Consider the following 16,973-nt stretch of genomic DNA (forward strand, 5'->3'; position numbering starts at 1 on the left):
TCCTTCCACTACTCTATGGAAGGAGAAGAATGTTTAGAACTTATGAATCCGCTGTAGTTAAATGGAATAAACTGTTTGAAATTAATAGCGCATATTGCATAAGCCATATATCGACTTCCTTTGGTGTGACGATAAAGCGCTCCTGTGCATGAAATGCTTCTTCAAATAACTGTCTTTTATCATCAATTGACCATGTCGACCATTCACCAAAAATCGGCTTCACTAATGATAAATCGGCATTCTGCGTATCTGAGCGCCAGCCTGTTACAGAAAGTTTACCAGAGGGCTTCTCACGCTCGCTAATACGCGCCGCTATCGAACGAAATACCATATCAACTGCATCGGCTATTAGCACAGTCGCCTCCACGACAGTCGGAATACCGATAGCTAATACAGGAATCCCAAGCACCTCTTTTGATATTTCTGCACGCTGATTGCCAACACCAGAACCCGGATGAATGCCTGTATCCGTTAATTGAATCGTACGGCATAGTCGCTTACTGCTCCTTGTCGCAAGTGCGTCAATAACAATAACGGCAGCTGGCTTAATTTTTTCCGCTAAGGCTTTTACAAATTCACTCGTTTCAAAGCCCGTTTGCCCCGTTACCCCCGGCGCATACATGATGAACTGTTCATTCGGATTTTCTGAAAATGCGCTTTGTAACTCATCAATTGCTATCGGTCCAATTGCATCTGGTGTAATCGTTTTATTACCTAGCCCTACAATAAGTATTTTATTTGGAGATTGGTAATGAATATCTTTTAACAGCATGGCAATATATTTTTGCAAAACTTGCTGCAATTGTGTAAAGCCATTCGTATCACTTGGGTAAAGCGTTGGAATCGACAGTGTTATATATGTTCCTTGCTTTTTGCCAATCTGCTGTTCTCCTTCTTTTGATACAGTTACCTTCGTAATCTCAACGCGCTGCTCACGCAGTTCTTCCATCAAAACCCCACTTTGTCGCGCTGTTCTTTCCTTCTGTTGCTGGGATTCATACGTTAACACTTCATCTGTTTCATCTACTAAATCTGTTCTACCCCAATTTACTTGTTCCATATTTTCACCTCATTTTTTAGTGTGGTCAAACTGTCAAGTAAATATTCTTTGCATTTATGTATTGCAATTAAGCTTGGGGTTTGGTAGAATGATTTTTGTTGTATTGACACATGAAATAAGTGAGAAGATACTCATCTCGTACCTAATATTTAGGAGGTGAAAGTTATGCCAAATATTAAATCTGCTATTAAACGTGTTAAAGTTAACGCAAAAGCAAACGAAGCAAACTCTCAAGCAAAATCTGCTATGCGTACTGCAGTTAAAAAAGCTGAGCAAGCTTTAGTTGCTGGTGCTGAAAATGCACAAGAATTAGTAGTTGCTGCTTCTAAAGCAGTTGATACTGCTGTTGGTAAAGGTCTTATCCACAAAAACGCAGCTGCTCGTACAAAATCTCGTTTAGCTAAAAAAGCTTAAGTCATATATTATGATGATGCTGCACCCCAAAGGTTAGAAAAAATCTAACTTTTGGGGTATTTTTTATCATTCGATTTCTTTCCAGAACAGACTTTATTATTAACTTAGGGTGATTGAAATGAATCAAAAAATTTTAATTGTAGAAGATGATTTATTATGGTGCTCTGTCGTTAGTGATTTTTTACAAAATCATCAATATGATATTACCATTGCAAACAGTGCTGAAGAAGCCATGGAAAAGCTAGATACAGATTATCCATGTATGATTTTACTTGATTTACTGTTACCTGGAATGAGTGGAGAAGCTTTTTGCGAATGGGTCAGAAATCATCACATGCATGATATATCTATTATTATGATGAGTAGCAAACATACTATAGAAGATAAAATTAACGGTTTAAAAATGGGCGCAGATGACTATTTAGTAAAGCCTATCAATTTAGAGGAACTACTTGCCCATATTGAAGCTGTATTACGTAGAACAGGATTATTTTGTCAAAAAATAATAAATAAAGGGCTTTGTATTAAACCACGAAAAGGTGAGGTTTTACTAAACGGTAAACAAATCAGTTTGACAAAACATGAGTTTATGATGCTATATTATTTCATGAATCATCCTAATATTATCCTTTCTCGCGAGGATTTAATTACACATTTATACCCAAATATTGAACGAGAAGTATTAGACCGCACTATTGATGCACATATCAAAAAATTAAGACTTAAAATTGAAAATGACCCTAAAAATCCAACTCGAATTATAACTGTTCGAGGCTTAGGTTATAAATATCTTGACGGCAATCAAATAAAATAAGCTTTCTTGAATTTATACTTTGCTCTTTTGATGTTAATAAAAAGGCGATTGTCCCAAAAGCATTGCACCGCCTGCCTTTAAGACATTTTCGATAATGTTTAAGCAAGTCTATTTTCGTAAACCTTGTTGCTTTTTGACAGATATTACTGTGGTAGAATACAGTAAGGGGGTTAAATTAATGGAAGGTTTTGAAATTTTTATTTATATTGCGTTCGGAGCAACTGTGCTTTTGGTTGTCGCATCGATACTTTTGAAAAAATTTATTCCAGAGAAGAAAGATAAGTATCTTAGTATTAGTTTTTATGGGCTACTAATAATAAGCATAGGTATTGTTATTATCGGCTTGTTTATAGGTGGTTGGAGTGGTATGGGTTATGGGCTTATTGGGGCCTCTATTCTCGTAGGAACAATAATAGGTCGTATTATAAACAGTGTCACAAGTTACTTTTTTGGCAAACAAAATTAATTGGGGTGGCAAGTTAAAAAAGTCATTTTTTTTGTAAGTACATGAAAAGGAAGAATTTCGTTTCTTTACTGCTAAAACACCATTGTCAGCGTCCAAAATGCCAGTTATACAAAGCTTTTTGGACGCCTCCTTAAGTCAGTTTATTTAAAATCTGCTAATACTTCTTCCCAATTAATCGTACCATCTTTTACTTGGTCACGTCGCTCCTTCGTCATAATATCAGAAGGTTTTCCACCTTGTGGCCAATCTTTATCATGACCCGTCCACTCTGGGCGGTCTTGAGATAAAATATAAGCGGCTAAATCTGCTGCATCTTGATCAGATAGAGAGCCAGCCGCACCTATAGGCATATATGCTTGAATATAGCCAGCCATTTTTGACATACGCCCTAAACCTGCCCCATCATTAAATGATTCTGGTCCCCATAAAGCCGGGCCTGTGTTCGCACCATTTCCGGTCCCATCTACTGCATGACAAGCAACACATGATTGTTGATATAGCTTTTCCCCATCTGTCACGCTTGGTGTCGGCACCTTTTTCATATCTGCTGATTTTGCCCATGGTCGTTCCTGACCAATTGTCACACCTTCAGAAATATATTTAAAATAGGCAACCATTGCTTCAAGCTCATCACTGTTTACTTCAAATTTTTCACCATTCATGCTTCGAACCATACAGCCATTAATCCGTTCTTCAATTGTTACAATATCACCTGAGCGAGCGATATATTTTGGATAATCTGCCATTACACCTACAAGGGATGCTACATTTTCATCTAAACCAGCCCCTGCGTGACAACTCGTACAAGACAAATTGGCCCCAACCTTCTCTTCCGCATAAATATGTGTTTCGTTAAAAAGATTAAAGCCATAAATAATATCTTCTTTCATTTTATTGTCTGGCACGTCATCCATACTAATTTTAGGAAATAAGTTACTTGCTGTAGCTACTTGATTTGTACTTACTGGTATGGGAGTTTCCACTATTGGTTCTGGTGTTTCTGAAACAAACTTTTGATTAACATAAGAACCAATTCCAATTGAAATAATGATACCAAGCCCGATTAATACTACTTGAAATATTCTCATAATCGTTCCTCCTCCTTTACCTACAGCATACTAGAAAGGAATAGGAAAAAATGGCTTTTGCATCATTTTCCATTAGATTGCCAAAGTTCTAAGAATGATATAGAACAATATTTTATTTTCATCAAATTTTCATATTCCATCTGTATAATTAGAATATTGTTTATGAAAAAAGTTCTAGATGAAAACTATAGCGGCTGTTCCGAAATAATCTCTCAAACAGCCCTATCGCTTTCTTAGATTTGAATTTTATAGTTTTCATCTTCTAGTTCATCAAAAAGCCCCTCCTTTTAAAGGAGAGGTTTCATTAAAAATAGCTCTAAAATACGTGCTCGGTTGTTACTTGCTGATTTTAATTGTAAATCTACAGTGGCAAGTGCGTTGAGCGCCTGTAATAATCGCTCCGCTGATGGGCGATTGCGCTGCTCAAGTATCATTTTTATGCGATATGGATGGACTTTTAGCTGTTTAGCAATTTGCTGTGGATGATAGCCTTTTGTTAATAAATAAAACGCCTGGCTCATTGTACGAATATTTGAAGCTAGCAAGCCAACGAGCATAATTGGCTCCTCTTTTTGGCGTAATAAATCATGATAAATCGTTAACGCCTCCGCCTGTCGATTGCCTAAATAAGCATTCAACATTTTAAAGGCATCATGCTCTAAAGTTTTCGCGACAAGCTCCTCTACAAGCGCTTCCGTTATTTCATGCTCTTGCCCTAAATAAAGCGCCATTTTTTCTAGCTCCATTTTTAGCTGCAACATATTGGCACCTACCGTTTCCACTAATCTCACTGCGGCTCCGTCATCAATCGCTTTTCCCGCAGCCTCGATTTCATGCTTAATCCACACATACAAATCTTGCTCCTTCGGTGTTTCAGCAGCAATTAAAACCGAATGCTCCTTCATTAACTTTGTTATTTTTTTACGTTCATCTAACTTTTCATACGGCGCTATAAAAACAGTTACTGCGGTATCGGTAGGATAAGACAACCAAGTTTCCAAACGCTTTAAATCATGCTCTATTTTTTCCTTCCCTTTTTCTGTCGCCTTTAAAAAAGAAGCATTTTTAGCAATAATCAATTTTTTGTCTGTAAAAAAAGGCAATGTGTCTGCTTCATCTATTACAACATCTACAGGCTGCTCAGCTAAATCAAAAGGAATCATCTCGACTTCCTCCTGCTCGCTTAACGCTTCCTTCAAACGTTTTATCGTCTCATCTATAAAATACGTTTCCTCGCCAACAATCAAATAAACAGGTGCAATATCCCCTTTTTTTATATCTTGCCAAATTTTTGTAATCATCACGAAACCCCTCTTTTACTTCATCGACCCTAGTATAACATTTCTCTTCATGCAATGGGGCGCACAAAATTGTCAGAATTGTTTGCGTGCCTGGCACCGACAAAATTGCGACAATTTAGCACATACTATGGCGAGGAAAGTTCGATTGCATATGGATTTTTGCAATGGCTTGACTTATAATTGAAAAAGAGTAGGAGGGATATATATGGCAGGTCATAACGATCCAAATTACGTAACAGAAAACCCATTTGAAGGCCGCGGTCGCGCTTCTCAACGCAATGATGCTATCGATGCTGGTATTGGCTTCGTCGTACCTTTTGGGGTATTTACAATAATGTTCATCATCGCAATGATTGTAGAAGTAGCTACTCGCTAATTTTTGAAAAAAGAAATTGTCTGAAAGGCATGCGAACGCAATGCTTTTCGGACAATTTTTTTGTTGAATTAATTTCCGTTTAGTTTAATATATTTTATTTTCCAAAGTATACATACAATGATTTTAAAGCCTTTGCTATTAGCTTTAAAATGAATAAATCAAAATGTGTTTTCAATTGTATCTCATGATGCTTTCGTCTTTTAGATACCTGTCTCGTCATTCAAAATGCATTGCCATTGTCTCATATGTTAGCTTATTACCATCCCATTTGACTGTTATCGTTCCTACTTCGCCTGTTACTAAATAAAAAATATTGTTGTTCTGTAAACGTGCAACTACTTCGGGATGCGGATGGTTATAGCGATTGTTTTTCCCAGCCATAATGATGGCTAACTGTGGATTCGTTGCCTCAACAAATTCATCAATACTTGATGTTTTACTCCCGTGATGCCCAAGCTTTAATATACTGACATCGCGAATGTCCTCATAAGCGGTTTGTAGCAGCGCTATTTCTCCTTCGCGCTCTAAATCACCCATTAATAATACTTTTAGTGCATCTGCTTCCATTAATAAGACGAGCGAATCATTATTGCCCTCGTATTCAATATCCTTTGGCCATAAATAGCGAAATTGGATATTTTCTGTTTCCCAAGCATCGCCTACCAGTTGTTCTCGGATGATTAATTTCTGTTTCTCTGCCTCTCGTAAAAAATCAAACATAACAGCCTTTTCTAACGAACGAGGCGATACATGTACTTCACGTACTGCTATTTCACGCAATATTTCTTCAGCACCTTCTACATGGTCGGCATCGGCATGACTCAAAATTAATTTATCGATTTTTCCGATTCCTTTGCCTTTTAAAAATGGCACAACAATTTGACGTCCCACCTCATATTTATTATGACGCCGCTTCCACTCCTCTTGCTCAAAGCGTAGCAAGCCGCCTGTATCTATAACATAGACTGCCCTGCGATAAGGCAACTCAATTACAATACAGTCACCTTGTCCCACATCAACAAAGGAAATGAGCAATTGCTTATTTGTATAAGGGAGCAGTTGCACAATAAACGCTGGTACAATAAGCACTGCGATAGCAAGATGCCATTTTTGTCGTTGTAAAAAATACAACGCTATGCAGGAACTGCTAAATAGCAATAACAGAACAATTGTTGTGGGCTTGCCAGCAACCCACATTTGATAAGGGATGCTCTGTACAAAAAGAATAAACTCCGTTAACAGCAAACGACACGGCTCATACAAGAAAAACGCCAATTCCGCAAGCGGCTTACATATATAGGTCAATAACAGAAATAATAAATTCAGCGGTAAAATCACGAAAGAAAATAAAGGGACAAAAACAATATTGGCGATAAAAGAGGATAAGCTAATTTCATAAAAATGCAGTAATAACAATGGATAAACAAGCACTTGACATACGCATGTCATCATAAATGTTTGGGCGAGTATACCTTGCAAGGCTGCTAGTAGCTTTGATGATAAAATTAAACTAAGCGCTGCCAAATAAGATAATTGAAAGCCAATTTGATACAAGACAGCAGGCTGCCAAATAACAAAAACAATAAAGCTAATTGCCATTGCTTCCAAAGCAGACAGTCGCCATTTAAAATAGCGCGCTAACATAACAATTTCCACGACAAGAACAGCTCTCCAAATAGAAGGTGCTCCACCTGCCACTATTGCATAGGTAGGTAAAAGAATTAATAGTAAAAGCGTCGCTAGTTCCTTGCGAATGCGCATACGTAAAAGCGTCTCAAAAAATAGCTTGGAAAGGAGCGCGACATGCAACCCAGAAATGGCAAATAAATGCGTAATGCCAAGCTTTTGATAAGCCCTATTCAATTCGGCATCAACTTGCTCCTGCGAGCCGATTAATAAAGCTTGCGCTTCTGCAACAAGGTTCGCAGGAAAACTTTTTTCTATATGATGCAGCATTTGAAAGCGTTGTTGGGTTAAAAGGCTTGTGATAGAATGCTCCTTTTCAATAATGCCCATAGAGGAAATTTCTAAAACCCCGCGCGCATGCTTACCCTTTAAATACTCAGTCATAGCAAAGCTATAAGGATGTGCTGGCATTTCAGGAATTACTAATTCCCCTTTTACTAGAAAACTTTGACCCGCTAAGGAATATTCGCTATAATATTTCTTTTCCTGCTCGTTATTCATTTCATAATGCACATAAAACTTCCGCCCATTATCTGCCTTCATGAAGCCGCGCAGTGATGCACCATCAATTTTATAGTCGCCTGTCCAACTAAGCGTTATAGGCATTTCGAAGGGCGCATCTAACTTATTTATTTGCCAGATTGTATAGCAATAAACAGCAACACAAACAATTGTTAACCACATTAAATGCATGTGTGGTAGTCGCTTATATTTACAAAAAGCAAAAAGCACAGCAAGCCATAAAAAAAGCCATAGTGACTCAAATGCTGCACCTACTGCAATGAGAACTACTATGGCATAGTATAACCATTTATTTTTTAAGTAATTGACCAAAAAGCGCATTCACCTTCTCTTCTAAAGGATGCAATTCCTCTTGAGAAGCACCGTAGCTACGCAATTTTTCAAGCATCGTCAATAATAGTTGCAATTTTTCCTCCTGCAAAAAGTCAATTTTTGCTTCGTCGAATGGAATATGCTTCACATTGACATCGGCTTTCGCTAATAACTCTAATGCATAGGGATTATTTTTATAATCCTTTGCATAATAAACATTTTTTATACCTGCTTGAATAATCGTTTTTGTACAAGGCAGACATGGAAAATGGGTTACATACAAATCTGCTCCATTCGCAGGTGTACCGTATTTAGCACATTGCAATAAAGCATTCGTTTCGGCATGTACTGTACGCACACAATGATTGTCAACAACATAGCAACCTTTCTCAATGCAATGTTCGTCTCCAGAAATGGAGCCGTTATAGCCACCTGCAATAATGCGTTTTTCCCTTACGATTGTGGCGCCAACCGCAAGCCTTGTACATGTGCTTCTTAACGCTAATAAATGGCTTTGTGCCATGAAAAATTGATCCCACGTAATACGCTCCATATGACAACCTCCAAAATTTCTTAACTTTAGTTTAGTCTTTTCGTGTAATTGGCGCAACGGGGTTGTAGAATTAGTTCACTTTAATTAAATCTTTTATTCGCTCGAAGGATTTTTCGCCAATACCAGACACTTTTTTTATATCATCAATCGTTTGAAATTTCCCAGCTTCATTGCGATAGCTAATAATCGCCTGTGCCTTAGCTGGCCCGATGCCGGGTATAGTCATTAGCAATGCTTCATCTGCAGTATTAATATTTACCTTTGTCGAGGTTTTGTTTTGACCATTTGGATGTGAAACAAAATTTATTTCTGCCATCTCTTCTCCTTGAAAAGGCACATAAATCACCATTTCATCCTGTAGGCGCTGGGCATGATTAATCATTTTCGTGTCTGCTTGCTCCGTATAACCACCCGCTAATTGAATGGCATCAATAATGCGATGTTCTTTCGTTAATTCGTAAACGCCGGGAAATTTAACTTGCCCTTTTACATCGACAACTACGGCTAAAACGCTTATTACCTCTTCCAAATCGTTTTCGCTAGCTTGTTCGAGCTGCACAGTCGCAGGAATGATTTCTACTGTTGCTGAATGGTTTTGTTGAAGAAAAAAATAGAGGAGTCCAATGATAAGTGCACTGGGGAGTAGCACCCTTTTACCGTATTTTTGAAGGTATCGTTGCATACCACACCTCTCTAAGAAGGAGGTAAATTCATATGGAGCTACCCTCACTATACAAGATTTTACCAATGATGAAAAGCCCTTTTATTTTATGTAAAAAGGCGAGGCTATCTAAAATAGCTTTGCAAACATCATAAGCAATTTCACCTCGAACCGGCTTGCGAAGAAAATCTCTCCTATCCGAATCAATATGATGCTGCTTGTCCAGCCACTGAAATAGAGCATTCCTCTCACCACTTTATAGAAGTGTGGGACTTCTGCTAAATCAAGCTAAATAACTTTATCAGTTACGCTCAGATTTTTCCAAGCTGTGACGTCCGCCGGAGGCATATGTCAACACGATATTGGTCACCCAGTATGTCGGGGGATTCTCTTTATCAGCGGGTGGTTTGGTCACCCGCTGAAAGAAATTAAATAGCCCCTTACCTATTTTATCGCGCGAATAAAAATGCGCTCGCTTTCCTCCTCAGGCTGTTCAGTCGACCAGTCGGCTGTTATATGCACCTCGCTAAAGCCGATTGCATAAAGCCATGCTTCGTACTTTTCTGGGGCAAATGTACGTTGGTAGTGCTCCTCATCAAAGCGTTCATATAAGCCCTCAGTCGCTTCTGCAAAAAAAGTCATGTAATGATAAATCGAATGCGGCTCTTTTCCTTGCTCTGTATGCCAAACATAAGTAATTTCTCCATCATCATAAGTGAACGGGCTTTCTAGAAAAATTTCATCCATTTTATAAAGCGAGTGGACATCGAAAAACAATTGTCCACCTTGGCGTAAGCTATCATAAATACGCTGCAATGTTTCAATAACAGCCTGCTCCTCACGCAAATAATTTATCGAATCTATTGGGATAATGGCGATATCTAGCTCATGAAAGCCTTCTAGTTGCTCCATCGACATCGAGATTAATGGAATTGATTTATTCGCTGCTGCAAATCGTGCGCTAGCTACCATCAGCATCTCCTCAGACAAATCGATACCGCTTACTTGATAGCCAGCCTCATCTAATAGCGCCGCAAGCACACCTGTGCCACAGCCAATGTCTAATAGAGTTGGGTATTTGGCTTGTGGTGCATAGGCTTTTATCCACTCTACATATTCGTCATATGGGATATCTGTCATTAATGCATCATAAACCTGCGCAAATCGTTCGTAGCTAGCCATTACAGTTCAGGTGCGTCTAGTTGAGGTGCATCTCCCCATAGGCGCTCTAAATTATAATAGGTACGCTCATCTTTATGGAATATATGAACAACAACATCGCCTATATCAACTAAAATCCAGCGAGCTGTATCAAAGCCTTCAACGCGCTTCACTTCAAAGCCATTCTCGTGTGCCTTTTCTTGAAGCTCACGTGCAATCGCCTGCACTTGGCGATCTGAATTACCGTGGCAAATAATAAAATAATCCGCCAGTAAGGAAATGCTGTGCATATTTAATACAACAATATCCTCAGCATGTTTATCATCTGCCGCTTTATATGCTAATTGTAATAATGTATCATTCATTAATTATTTAATCCTCTCTTATATAGTAGTTATAGCATTCGATTGATTGTGGATAAATCGCCAGTTCCATCTTTATTAAATGTGCCACCGAATGATGAATACATGTACGCATCGCGATTGTTAAATCTTTCTGTGCGACTTTACGTAAATCATCAACACCCGGAAAATTGCGATTTGGCTCAATCATATCTGCTATAAAAAGTATTTTTTCTAACTTCGTCATATTCGCGCGCCCTGTTGTATGGTAGCGAATGGCATTTAAAATCGTTGCTTCTGCAATTTGAAATTCCGTTTGCGCTATCCACGCACCGACAGGTCCATGTAAAATTTCAGTGCCCCAAGCAACCAATTCATTTCCTAGCTGATGTGTACGAACAATTTCTCGCATCCATTCCTCATCAGCATATTTTGCAACATCATGTAAAATCGCTGCTACTTCTGCTTTTTTTGCATCTTCATTATAACGCTTCGCTAGCTGAATCGCAGTTTCCATTACACCAATTGTATGAATATAACGCTTTTTTGGCATACGTGGTTTTATTGCATCAAGTAGTTTTTCGCGCTCCATAAAGACCTTCCTTTCGAATATATGCCTCTACTGCCTCTGGTACAATATACTTTAATGGCCCACCATTTTGACAGCGCTGGCGAATAACTGTAGAAGACAAATTCATTTCAGGTGTCTCTAGTAATTGTACTGGATACGTTGTTGTTGCTTCTGTTCCTGGTCGTTTAATCCCTACAAATTGTACAAAAGTGACAAGCTCCTCAATATGATACCATGTATGCAAGCTGTCAATCATATCGCCACCTATAATAAAATAAAACCGCGTATTAGGCTCGCGCTCCTGCAATAAGTGCATTGTATTATACGTATAGGATATGCCGCCACTTTCCAGCTCGCTCTTCTCTACCTTGAAATAAGGTACATCTGAAATTGCTAATTGAAGCATTTGTATTCGCTGCTCATCTGTTGCAAGTAGCTGTACCTCTTTATGTGGCGGTATGGCATTCGGCATAAAGCGCACCTCATCTAACTTTAACGCATGAAAAGCTTCATTCGCCATTAACAAATGACCGTTATGTGGTGGGTTGAATGTGCCCCCTAAAATTCCCACTCGTTTCATTAACTATTCACCTTACTTTTGTGTCGCCTTCGGTAATATAATTTTTTTATTTTGACGTGATTCCTTATACAAAATAACTGTTAAGCCAATTAATTGAACTAACTCCGCTCTTGTACCTTGTGCTAGCGCTTCAGCTACCTCATGTTTATCGTCCTCACAATTATCTAAAATACGCACTTTAATAAGCTCGCGTACTTCTAATACATCGCGCAATTGTGCAAGCATCGCATCATTGACGCCGCCCTTCCCTACTTGAAAAATCGGGTCTAAATGATGTGCCTCAGCACGTAAAAAGCGCTTTTGTTTACCAGTTAACATAAATATATAAATCCTCCTGTGGAATCGGGCGTTTATGTTTTTTTGAAGGGTTAAAAATATTAAATTCATTACCCCAATTCCATATTTTATTTTAATTGTGCTGTTAATTCAGCCATCGTATTCGCTGTATTTGGATAATGCCCTAGCCAATAATTGTAGGCAATCGCCCCTTGATGCACAAACATCCCCAATCCATTGACAATCGTTGCACCTTTGCTCTTTGCAGCCTGTAAAAAAGGTGTCATTAACGGATTATAGACAATATCAGCTGCAATAGCGCCTTGTGGAAACTTGTCTAAGGAAAAAGGTAATGTAAGTGTGCCACTTGTCATGCCAGCAGGTGTTGTTTGAATAAAAATCGCATACTCGTGTAGCTCATTCTCAGCCTGCTCTAAAGAAATCGCTTGACCACAGCCGAGCTGCTCTATAATCGACTCTGCTTTAGCAATGGTACGATTCGCAATTGTTATCTGCTTATAGCCTGCTGCAAATAGTGCAAAGGCGATGCCTCTCGCAGCACCACCAGCACCGATTAACAAAATTTCTTTTTCTTTATGCGCTGTACTAACGGCATCTTCTAATGAACGAACAAAGCCTGCGCCGTCCGTATTATAGCCTTTATATTTCCCTTCAGCTGTTTTTACAACCGTGTTAACAGCACCCATTTTTTCAGCTTGCTCATCTAGCTCATCTAATAGCGGAATTATTGCTTCTTTATGCGGTATCGTTACATTCCAACCCGATGCACCTAACTGCTTCAGCGAGGCAACCGCTTGCTGTAGCTGGCTAGCCTCCACATGAATCGGTATATATGCTGCATCGACATTCATTTCATAATACCAAGCATTGTGCATTGTTGGTGACTTTGAATGACTAATCGGGTCACCAATTACTGCAAACCATTTCTTCATCTCTACTCATCCTCTAACGTTAAATTAATGACGGGCGAATAAATACTTGCACTCCTTTTGGGGCATATGCTGCTATAACTACATTGGCATGCTGTGCTGTAATCCAGCCAAGCCCAGAAAAGACGATATCCGTTTTTGCTTCTTTAATTGAAAATTCATGACGCACAAGCTCAGGCAATTGCCCAATAAATTCTTTTGTCGGTGGTGCTAATAGCTCTCCTTTGTGCTCCGCATATAAATCATCAGCCTTTTCAAGCTTTGTGCGATGAATTGGTAAATCATTTGCTACATGCACAGTAAAGGCAGAGCGCTCTCCTCTAATAAAATCAAAGCGAGCAAGCGCACCAATAAATAATGTTTGACCAGCATTTTGCTGATAGACCTTTGGTTTAATTTCCTTTTTCGGCATAATATATTTCAATTCGCTAGCATCTAAATAATGCGCCATCTGATGATGATTTATAATGCCCGGTGTATCATAAAGTGCCGCACCATCGTCCAGCGGAATTTCAATCATATCTAATGTTGTACCTGGGAAATGAGAGGTTGTAATGACTTCTCCTTCACCTGTTGCCTGCTTAATAATACGGTTAATAAAGGTTGACTTTCCTACATTCGTACAGCCGACAACGAAAACATCCTTGCCTGCACGGTGCGCTTCAATCGCCTCGACAACCTCTGCCATACCTTTTCCTTTATGCGCAGAAACAAGCATTACATCAACAGGCTTTAAGCCAAGTGCCTTCGCCTCTCGCTTTAACCAATTAATGACCTTTTGCGGTTTCACCGACTTTGGCAATAAATCCACTTTGTTTGCAACGAGCAATACGGGATTTTTACCAACGAAGCGATGAAGCCCAGGCAGCCAGCTACCGTTGAAATCAAAAATATCGACAATTTTGACAATGAGCCCTTGCTGCTCTCCTAAGCCGTTTAAAATGCGTAAGAAATCATCATCCGTTAAGTTAACAGGCTGAATTTCATTATAGTTTTTTAAGCGGAAGCAGCGCTGACAAATAATTGTCTCCTTTTCTAAAGACGAGGCGGGGGCATAGCCTAGCTTGTCTTTATGCTCTGTTTGAATCACTGCTCCACAGCCTATGCATTGTGGCATTTCGACCATTATTTTTCCTCCCAAGTTGTAATTCCTTTACGTTTTAAATCATTAAAAATTCTACGCTCAATAAAGCGATTAAATAATGTAACTACCCCATCTGATTCAGCCACTGGGCGCACTAAAAATGTATATAGCTTTTGACGTTTACCACCAAAAATATCCGTTAATAGCTGATCTCCAACCATCGCAACCTCATTACGTCGTAATCGTAGCTGTAATAGACCCGCATAATATGCGGAACCAAGCGGTTTTCTAGCACGATGGATATAAGGGATACCGAGCGGTTTAGCAAAATGCTGCACGCGCTCTTCATTATTATTAGATACGATAATAACACGAATACCCGCAGCCTGTAATTGCTCGAGCCATGTCATTATTTCCTCCGTCGCGTCTGCTCGATTCCACTCCACAAGCGTATTATCTAAGTCGGTAATAATCCCTTTAATGCCCAGCTCATTTAAGATTTCTGGTGTAATTTCATGCACGCTATTCACATAAGCATCTGGTAATAAAAAATTATACAATATCTTTACTCCTTTAAATATATTGCGAATGTAAGGGCTGTCCAAAAAGTAGGCTAACGCACCACTTTCCAGACAGCCATTTGCTTCTCTCACAGCATCTATGATTTTTTATCCAGCATTCACGGGCAGTAAGACGCCTACTTCAAGACTTGAGTGAAAATCGACTTAAGAATCAACTGCCCGTAAATGCCCGATTGAGGCCAACACGATGTTGGTCACACAAGCATTTTCGCAGGATGCGAAGGTCTTAGCTTGTGTTCCTCTATCAACAATCTGTGGAGATGAGGAAAACCCTCACTGATTGAAGTTTCACTCTATTTGGATAACAAAAAATGTTTTATGCGACAACTTGAGATTGCTTTTTAAAGCTGTGAAACCCTACATATTCTTTCGCTATTATAACATAGTTGCAAAGGCTTCTCCCATTCTAATCGCATGCCCTTGCACGATATTTTCGTGAAAAGAAATCGTTGCATTTTCAAACAGCATCACAACAGTTGAACCAAATGAGAAATAACCGACTTCTTCTCCCTTTTTCCATGTCTTTGTCGTATTCGTTAAAACGATGGAATTGACAAATGTCGCACCTACTTTAATAAAGGCGGCATGTGCGTCATTGCCATAGACAAGCTCACTTACCATACGATAATTATGGCTAATTGGCTTTTTACCATATTGCAAGCCAACTTGATTGACGGGATATGATTTTCGACCGAGAACATATTGCTTCTCCACATAGGCATCAACAGGGCTGTGCATGCGATGATAATCTGCTGGACTTAGATAAAACACGATATATTGTCCTTTATCGTAGCGCCGCGCTGCCTCTTCATTACCTAATAAATCCACAAGCGAATAGGGCTTTTCCTTTACTGTTAAAATGAGTTGTTCCTTGATTTCTCCAAATGCCTCTATTTTTGCATCAACAGGACTAGCGAGTAGTGAGGCATCTTGATTGATTGGGCGAGCATCTACTTTTAGCTCGCGTGTAAAAAAATCATGCAAGCTTTGAAATTGCTCCATTTTTTTTGAAACTTCTTCTATATTAATATCGTATAATTTACTATAGCTTCGAATAAAATTTTTACTATAGCCCGATTTTGCAAATTTCATTAAGATGCTAGAACTTGTCTGACCATTCGTCAATTCAATGAGTTGTTGATAAATTTTTTCTTTCATCATGAATCCTCCGTTGCATTTATTCCATATAGCAGGCTTGTTTGAGTAAGAGATAACAAACCTGTAAAAATCGATTAGTGAAGCTAACAATCCGCCAAAGCCCGCTCGTAACTTAGCGTATTGGAAAGCCTTTACTACCTATTTTTAGTGGGAAGTAAGTAATTTAGTTGAATACATCAAAATAATGCTATGTTATTATATAGTTTAACAGCTTATTAGAAAAGTAGATATATTTTAAAGCTCTATCATTTTAGCGCTTAAAACAGTATAATAGAAAAATATTCAGTCGAAGGAGTGTTTCTAATGTTTCTTCTCCAAAAAGTTGATTTAACTGTGAAGAAAATAAAATCGAACGCTGCCAATTTAATTACGCTTCTAAATTTATCGTTTGGTGGTGCATCTATTATGGCATCGTTAAACGAAGCATATAACTATAGTGTACTATTTATTTTTATTGCAGCATTTTTAGATCGTTACGACGGTAAAGTCGCTCGAAAATACAATCAGGAATCCGCGCTCGGTAAACAGCTCGATTCAATGGGAGATATCATTTCATTCGGTGTCGCACCTGCAATTTTAATGTATGAAATTATTTTCTCGAATTTTGGTCTCCCAGGTATGTTTATCACAGTCTTTTACATTACATGTGGCGCCTTCCGCTTAGCGCGCTTTAATTGCACGGAATCATCTGGTTACTTTGTAGGACTACCGATTACAGCAGCAGGCACATTATTAACGATTACATTTTTCTTAGTGCCAATTTTTTCACCTGTCTTTTATTTAATCGTGTCACCATTACTAGCGTTGTTAATGATTAGCACATTTACATTAAAAAAAGTTTAACAACATAAAGGCTATCTGAAAAAGTAGTAACTTTTTCAGATAGCCTTTGCTTTTTATTATTCGATGCAAATAGACCACCTCAGATATCGCTAGCCTATCAATTACATTTTCACTACATTGTGCTTCTGCCGTGGTCGCATTCCATGCCACCATCCTCGGCGCAAAAGGATCATCT

General features: G+C 38.7%; 20 protein-coding genes. 5 read left to right on the top strand and 15 right to left on the bottom strand.

Annotation, left to right across the window (positions count from 1 at the left end; genetic code table 11):
* Positions 1-40: 40 nt before the first annotated feature.
* Entirely contained in the window at positions 41-1,060 is a 1,020-nt protein-coding gene (gene gpr, locus MHB51_RS05145) for a GPR endopeptidase (RefSeq protein ID WP_342559147.1), read from the bottom strand.
* Between the two features lie 165 nt (positions 1,061-1,225).
* Here gpr and rpsT point away from each other — a divergent pair, with 165 nt between their 5' ends.
* The 3 genes from rpsT to MHB51_RS05160 all read left to right on the top strand — a co-directional run bounded on the left by rpsT (position 1,226) and on the right by MHB51_RS05160 (position 2,754).
* Positions 1,226-1,474, top strand: a complete 249-nt coding sequence (gene rpsT, locus MHB51_RS05150; RefSeq protein ID WP_066171347.1) for a 30S ribosomal protein S20 — start codon at positions 1,226-1,228, stop codon at positions 1,472-1,474.
* A 118-nt stretch (positions 1,475-1,592) separates the two neighbouring features.
* A complete protein-coding gene (locus MHB51_RS05155; RefSeq protein WP_342559148.1) occupies positions 1,593-2,288 on the top strand; it encodes a response regulator transcription factor in 696 nt (231 codons plus the stop codon).
* 178 nt (positions 2,289-2,466) lie between these two features.
* Entirely contained in the window at positions 2,467-2,754 is a 288-nt protein-coding gene (locus MHB51_RS05160) for a YesK family protein (RefSeq protein WP_066171353.1), read from the top strand.
* Between the two features lie 140 nt (positions 2,755-2,894).
* On the opposite strand, the gene MHB51_RS05165 is transcribed toward MHB51_RS05160, so the two are convergent.
* Positions 2,895-3,842 carry a c-type cytochrome gene (locus MHB51_RS05165; RefSeq protein WP_107942459.1) on the bottom strand — a complete coding sequence of 316 codons (948 nt, stop codon included), beginning with the start codon at positions 3,840-3,842 and terminating at the stop codon, positions 2,895-2,897.
* A 287-nt stretch (positions 3,843-4,129) separates the two neighbouring features.
* Positions 4,130-5,143 (bottom strand): DNA polymerase III subunit delta, encoded by a 1,014-nt coding sequence (gene holA, locus MHB51_RS05170; RefSeq protein WP_342559149.1) that lies wholly within the window; start codon positions 5,141-5,143, stop codon positions 4,130-4,132.
* Between the two features lie 205 nt (positions 5,144-5,348).
* On the opposite strand from holA, the gene MHB51_RS05175 reads away from it, so the two are divergent.
* Complete coding sequence (locus MHB51_RS05175) at positions 5,349-5,519, top strand: YqzM family protein (protein WP_082799124.1); 171 nt, start codon at positions 5,349-5,351, stop codon at positions 5,517-5,519.
* 216 nt (positions 5,520-5,735) lie between these two features.
* On the opposite strand, the gene MHB51_RS05180 is transcribed toward MHB51_RS05175, so the two are convergent.
* From MHB51_RS05180 to MHB51_RS05235, 12 genes are all read right to left on the bottom strand, one after another.
* Complete coding sequence (locus MHB51_RS05180; protein ID WP_342559150.1) at positions 5,736-7,898, bottom strand: DNA internalization-related competence protein ComEC/Rec2; 2,163 nt, start codon at positions 7,896-7,898, stop codon at positions 5,736-5,738.
* Between the two features lie 118 nt (positions 7,899-8,016).
* Positions 8,017-8,592: a ComE operon protein 2 gene (locus MHB51_RS05185; RefSeq protein ID WP_066171365.1), complete on the bottom strand. Its 576-nt coding sequence runs from the start codon at positions 8,590-8,592 to the stop codon at positions 8,017-8,019.
* A 70-nt stretch (positions 8,593-8,662) separates the two neighbouring features.
* Entirely contained in the window at positions 8,663-9,274 is a 612-nt protein-coding gene (locus tag MHB51_RS05190; protein WP_342559151.1) for a helix-hairpin-helix domain-containing protein, read from the bottom strand.
* Positions 9,275-9,697: 423 nt separating this feature from the next.
* Positions 9,698-10,435: a class I SAM-dependent methyltransferase gene (locus MHB51_RS05195; RefSeq protein ID WP_342559152.1), complete on the bottom strand. Its 738-nt coding sequence runs from the start codon at positions 10,433-10,435 to the stop codon at positions 9,698-9,700.
* Positions 10,435-10,779, bottom strand: coding sequence for a ribosome silencing factor (gene rsfS / locus MHB51_RS05200; RefSeq protein WP_342559153.1), 345 nt, complete (start codon positions 10,777-10,779; stop codon positions 10,435-10,437). Before rsfS ends, MHB51_RS05195 begins: the two co-directional genes overlap by 1 nt.
* A 7-nt stretch (positions 10,780-10,786) precedes the next feature.
* Complete coding sequence (yqeK, locus tag MHB51_RS05205; protein ID WP_342559154.1) at positions 10,787-11,347, bottom strand: bis(5'-nucleosyl)-tetraphosphatase (symmetrical) YqeK; 561 nt, start codon at positions 11,345-11,347, stop codon at positions 10,787-10,789.
* Entirely contained in the window at positions 11,325-11,906 is a 582-nt protein-coding gene (locus MHB51_RS05210) for a nicotinate-nucleotide adenylyltransferase (protein ID WP_107942453.1), read from the bottom strand. Before MHB51_RS05210 ends, yqeK begins: the two co-directional genes overlap by 23 nt.
* 12 nt (positions 11,907-11,918) lie before the next feature.
* Positions 11,919-12,224 carry a ribosome assembly RNA-binding protein YhbY gene (gene yhbY / locus MHB51_RS05215; protein ID WP_066171383.1) on the bottom strand — a complete coding sequence of 102 codons (306 nt, stop codon included), beginning with the start codon at positions 12,222-12,224 and terminating at the stop codon, positions 11,919-11,921.
* Positions 12,225-12,310: 86 nt separating this feature from the next.
* Positions 12,311-13,135 carry a shikimate dehydrogenase gene (gene aroE / locus MHB51_RS05220; RefSeq protein WP_066171386.1) on the bottom strand — a complete coding sequence of 275 codons (825 nt, stop codon included), beginning with the start codon at positions 13,133-13,135 and terminating at the stop codon, positions 12,311-12,313.
* Between the two features lie 19 nt (positions 13,136-13,154).
* The gene (gene yqeH, locus MHB51_RS05225; RefSeq protein ID WP_066171389.1) at positions 13,155-14,258 is read right to left on the bottom strand and encodes a ribosome biogenesis GTPase YqeH; all 1,104 of its coding nucleotides are present in this window, start codon (positions 14,256-14,258) and stop codon (positions 13,155-13,157) included.
* Positions 14,258-14,776 carry a YqeG family HAD IIIA-type phosphatase gene (locus MHB51_RS05230; RefSeq protein ID WP_066171392.1) on the bottom strand — a complete coding sequence of 173 codons (519 nt, stop codon included), beginning with the start codon at positions 14,774-14,776 and terminating at the stop codon, positions 14,258-14,260. Before MHB51_RS05230 ends, yqeH begins: the two co-directional genes overlap by 1 nt.
* Before the next feature lie 396 nt (positions 14,777-15,172).
* Positions 15,173-15,955, bottom strand: coding sequence for a phosphatidylserine decarboxylase (locus tag MHB51_RS05235; RefSeq protein WP_066171395.1), 783 nt, complete (start codon positions 15,953-15,955; stop codon positions 15,173-15,175).
* Between the two features lie 303 nt (positions 15,956-16,258).
* Here MHB51_RS05235 and pssA point away from each other — a divergent pair, with 303 nt between their 5' ends.
* Complete coding sequence (gene pssA, locus MHB51_RS05240; RefSeq protein ID WP_342559155.1) at positions 16,259-16,798, top strand: CDP-diacylglycerol--serine O-phosphatidyltransferase; 540 nt, start codon at positions 16,259-16,261, stop codon at positions 16,796-16,798.
* Positions 16,799-16,973 lie beyond the last annotated feature (175 nt).

This window comes from Metasolibacillus sp. FSL K6-0083, from assembly GCF_038630865.1.
Classification (GTDB): domain Bacteria; phylum Bacillota; class Bacilli; order Bacillales_A; family Planococcaceae; genus Metasolibacillus; species Metasolibacillus fluoroglycofenilyticus.

Bases quoted from the DNA above. Each gene is read 5' to 3' on its own strand.
- MHB51_RS05155 (WP_342559148.1), top strand. From the start codon at position 1,593: ATGAATCAAAAAATTTTAATTGTAGAAGATGATTTATTATGGTGCTCT.
- MHB51_RS05180 (WP_342559150.1), bottom strand. From the start codon at position 7,898: ATGCATTTAATGTGGTTAACAATTGTTTGTGTTGCTGTTTATTGCTAT.
- yqeH (WP_066171389.1), bottom strand. From the start codon at position 14,258: ATGGTCGAAATGCCACAATGCATAGGCTGTGGAGCAGTGATTCAAACA.
- MHB51_RS05185 (WP_066171365.1), bottom strand. From the start codon at position 8,592: ATGGAGCGTATTACGTGGGATCAATTTTTCATGGCACAAAGCCATTTA.
- yhbY (WP_066171383.1), bottom strand. From the start codon at position 12,224: ATGTTAACTGGTAAACAAAAGCGCTTTTTACGTGCTGAGGCACATCAT.
- MHB51_RS05235 (WP_066171395.1), bottom strand. From the start codon at position 15,955: ATGAAAGAAAAAATTTATCAACAACTCATTGAATTGACGAATGGTCAG.
- aroE (WP_066171386.1), bottom strand. From the start codon at position 13,135: ATGAAGAAATGGTTTGCAGTAATTGGTGACCCGATTAGTCATTCAAAG.
- MHB51_RS05190 (WP_342559151.1), bottom strand. From the start codon at position 9,274: ATGCAACGATACCTTCAAAAATACGGTAAAAGGGTGCTACTCCCCAGT.
- rsfS (WP_342559153.1), bottom strand. From the start codon at position 10,779: ATGAATGATACATTATTACAATTAGCATATAAAGCGGCAGATGATAAA.
- rpsT (WP_066171347.1), top strand. From the start codon at position 1,226: ATGCCAAATATTAAATCTGCTATTAAACGTGTTAAAGTTAACGCAAAA.
- MHB51_RS05160 (WP_066171353.1), top strand. From the start codon at position 2,467: ATGGAAGGTTTTGAAATTTTTATTTATATTGCGTTCGGAGCAACTGTG.
- MHB51_RS05210 (WP_107942453.1), bottom strand. From the start codon at position 11,906: ATGAAACGAGTGGGAATTTTAGGGGGCACATTCAACCCACCACATAAC.
- pssA (WP_342559155.1), top strand. From the start codon at position 16,259: ATGTTTCTTCTCCAAAAAGTTGATTTAACTGTGAAGAAAATAAAATCG.
- yqeK (WP_342559154.1), bottom strand. From the start codon at position 11,347: ATGGAGCGCGAAAAACTACTTGATGCAATAAAACCACGTATGCCAAAA.
- MHB51_RS05165 (WP_107942459.1), bottom strand. From the start codon at position 3,842: ATGAGAATATTTCAAGTAGTATTAATCGGGCTTGGTATCATTATTTCA.
- MHB51_RS05195 (WP_342559152.1), bottom strand. From the start codon at position 10,435: ATGGCTAGCTACGAACGATTTGCGCAGGTTTATGATGCATTAATGACA.
- MHB51_RS05175 (WP_082799124.1), top strand. From the start codon at position 5,349: ATGGCAGGTCATAACGATCCAAATTACGTAACAGAAAACCCATTTGAA.
- gpr (WP_342559147.1), bottom strand. From the start codon at position 1,060: ATGGAACAAGTAAATTGGGGTAGAACAGATTTAGTAGATGAAACAGAT.
- holA (WP_342559149.1), bottom strand. From the start codon at position 5,143: ATGATTACAAAAATTTGGCAAGATATAAAAAAAGGGGATATTGCACCT.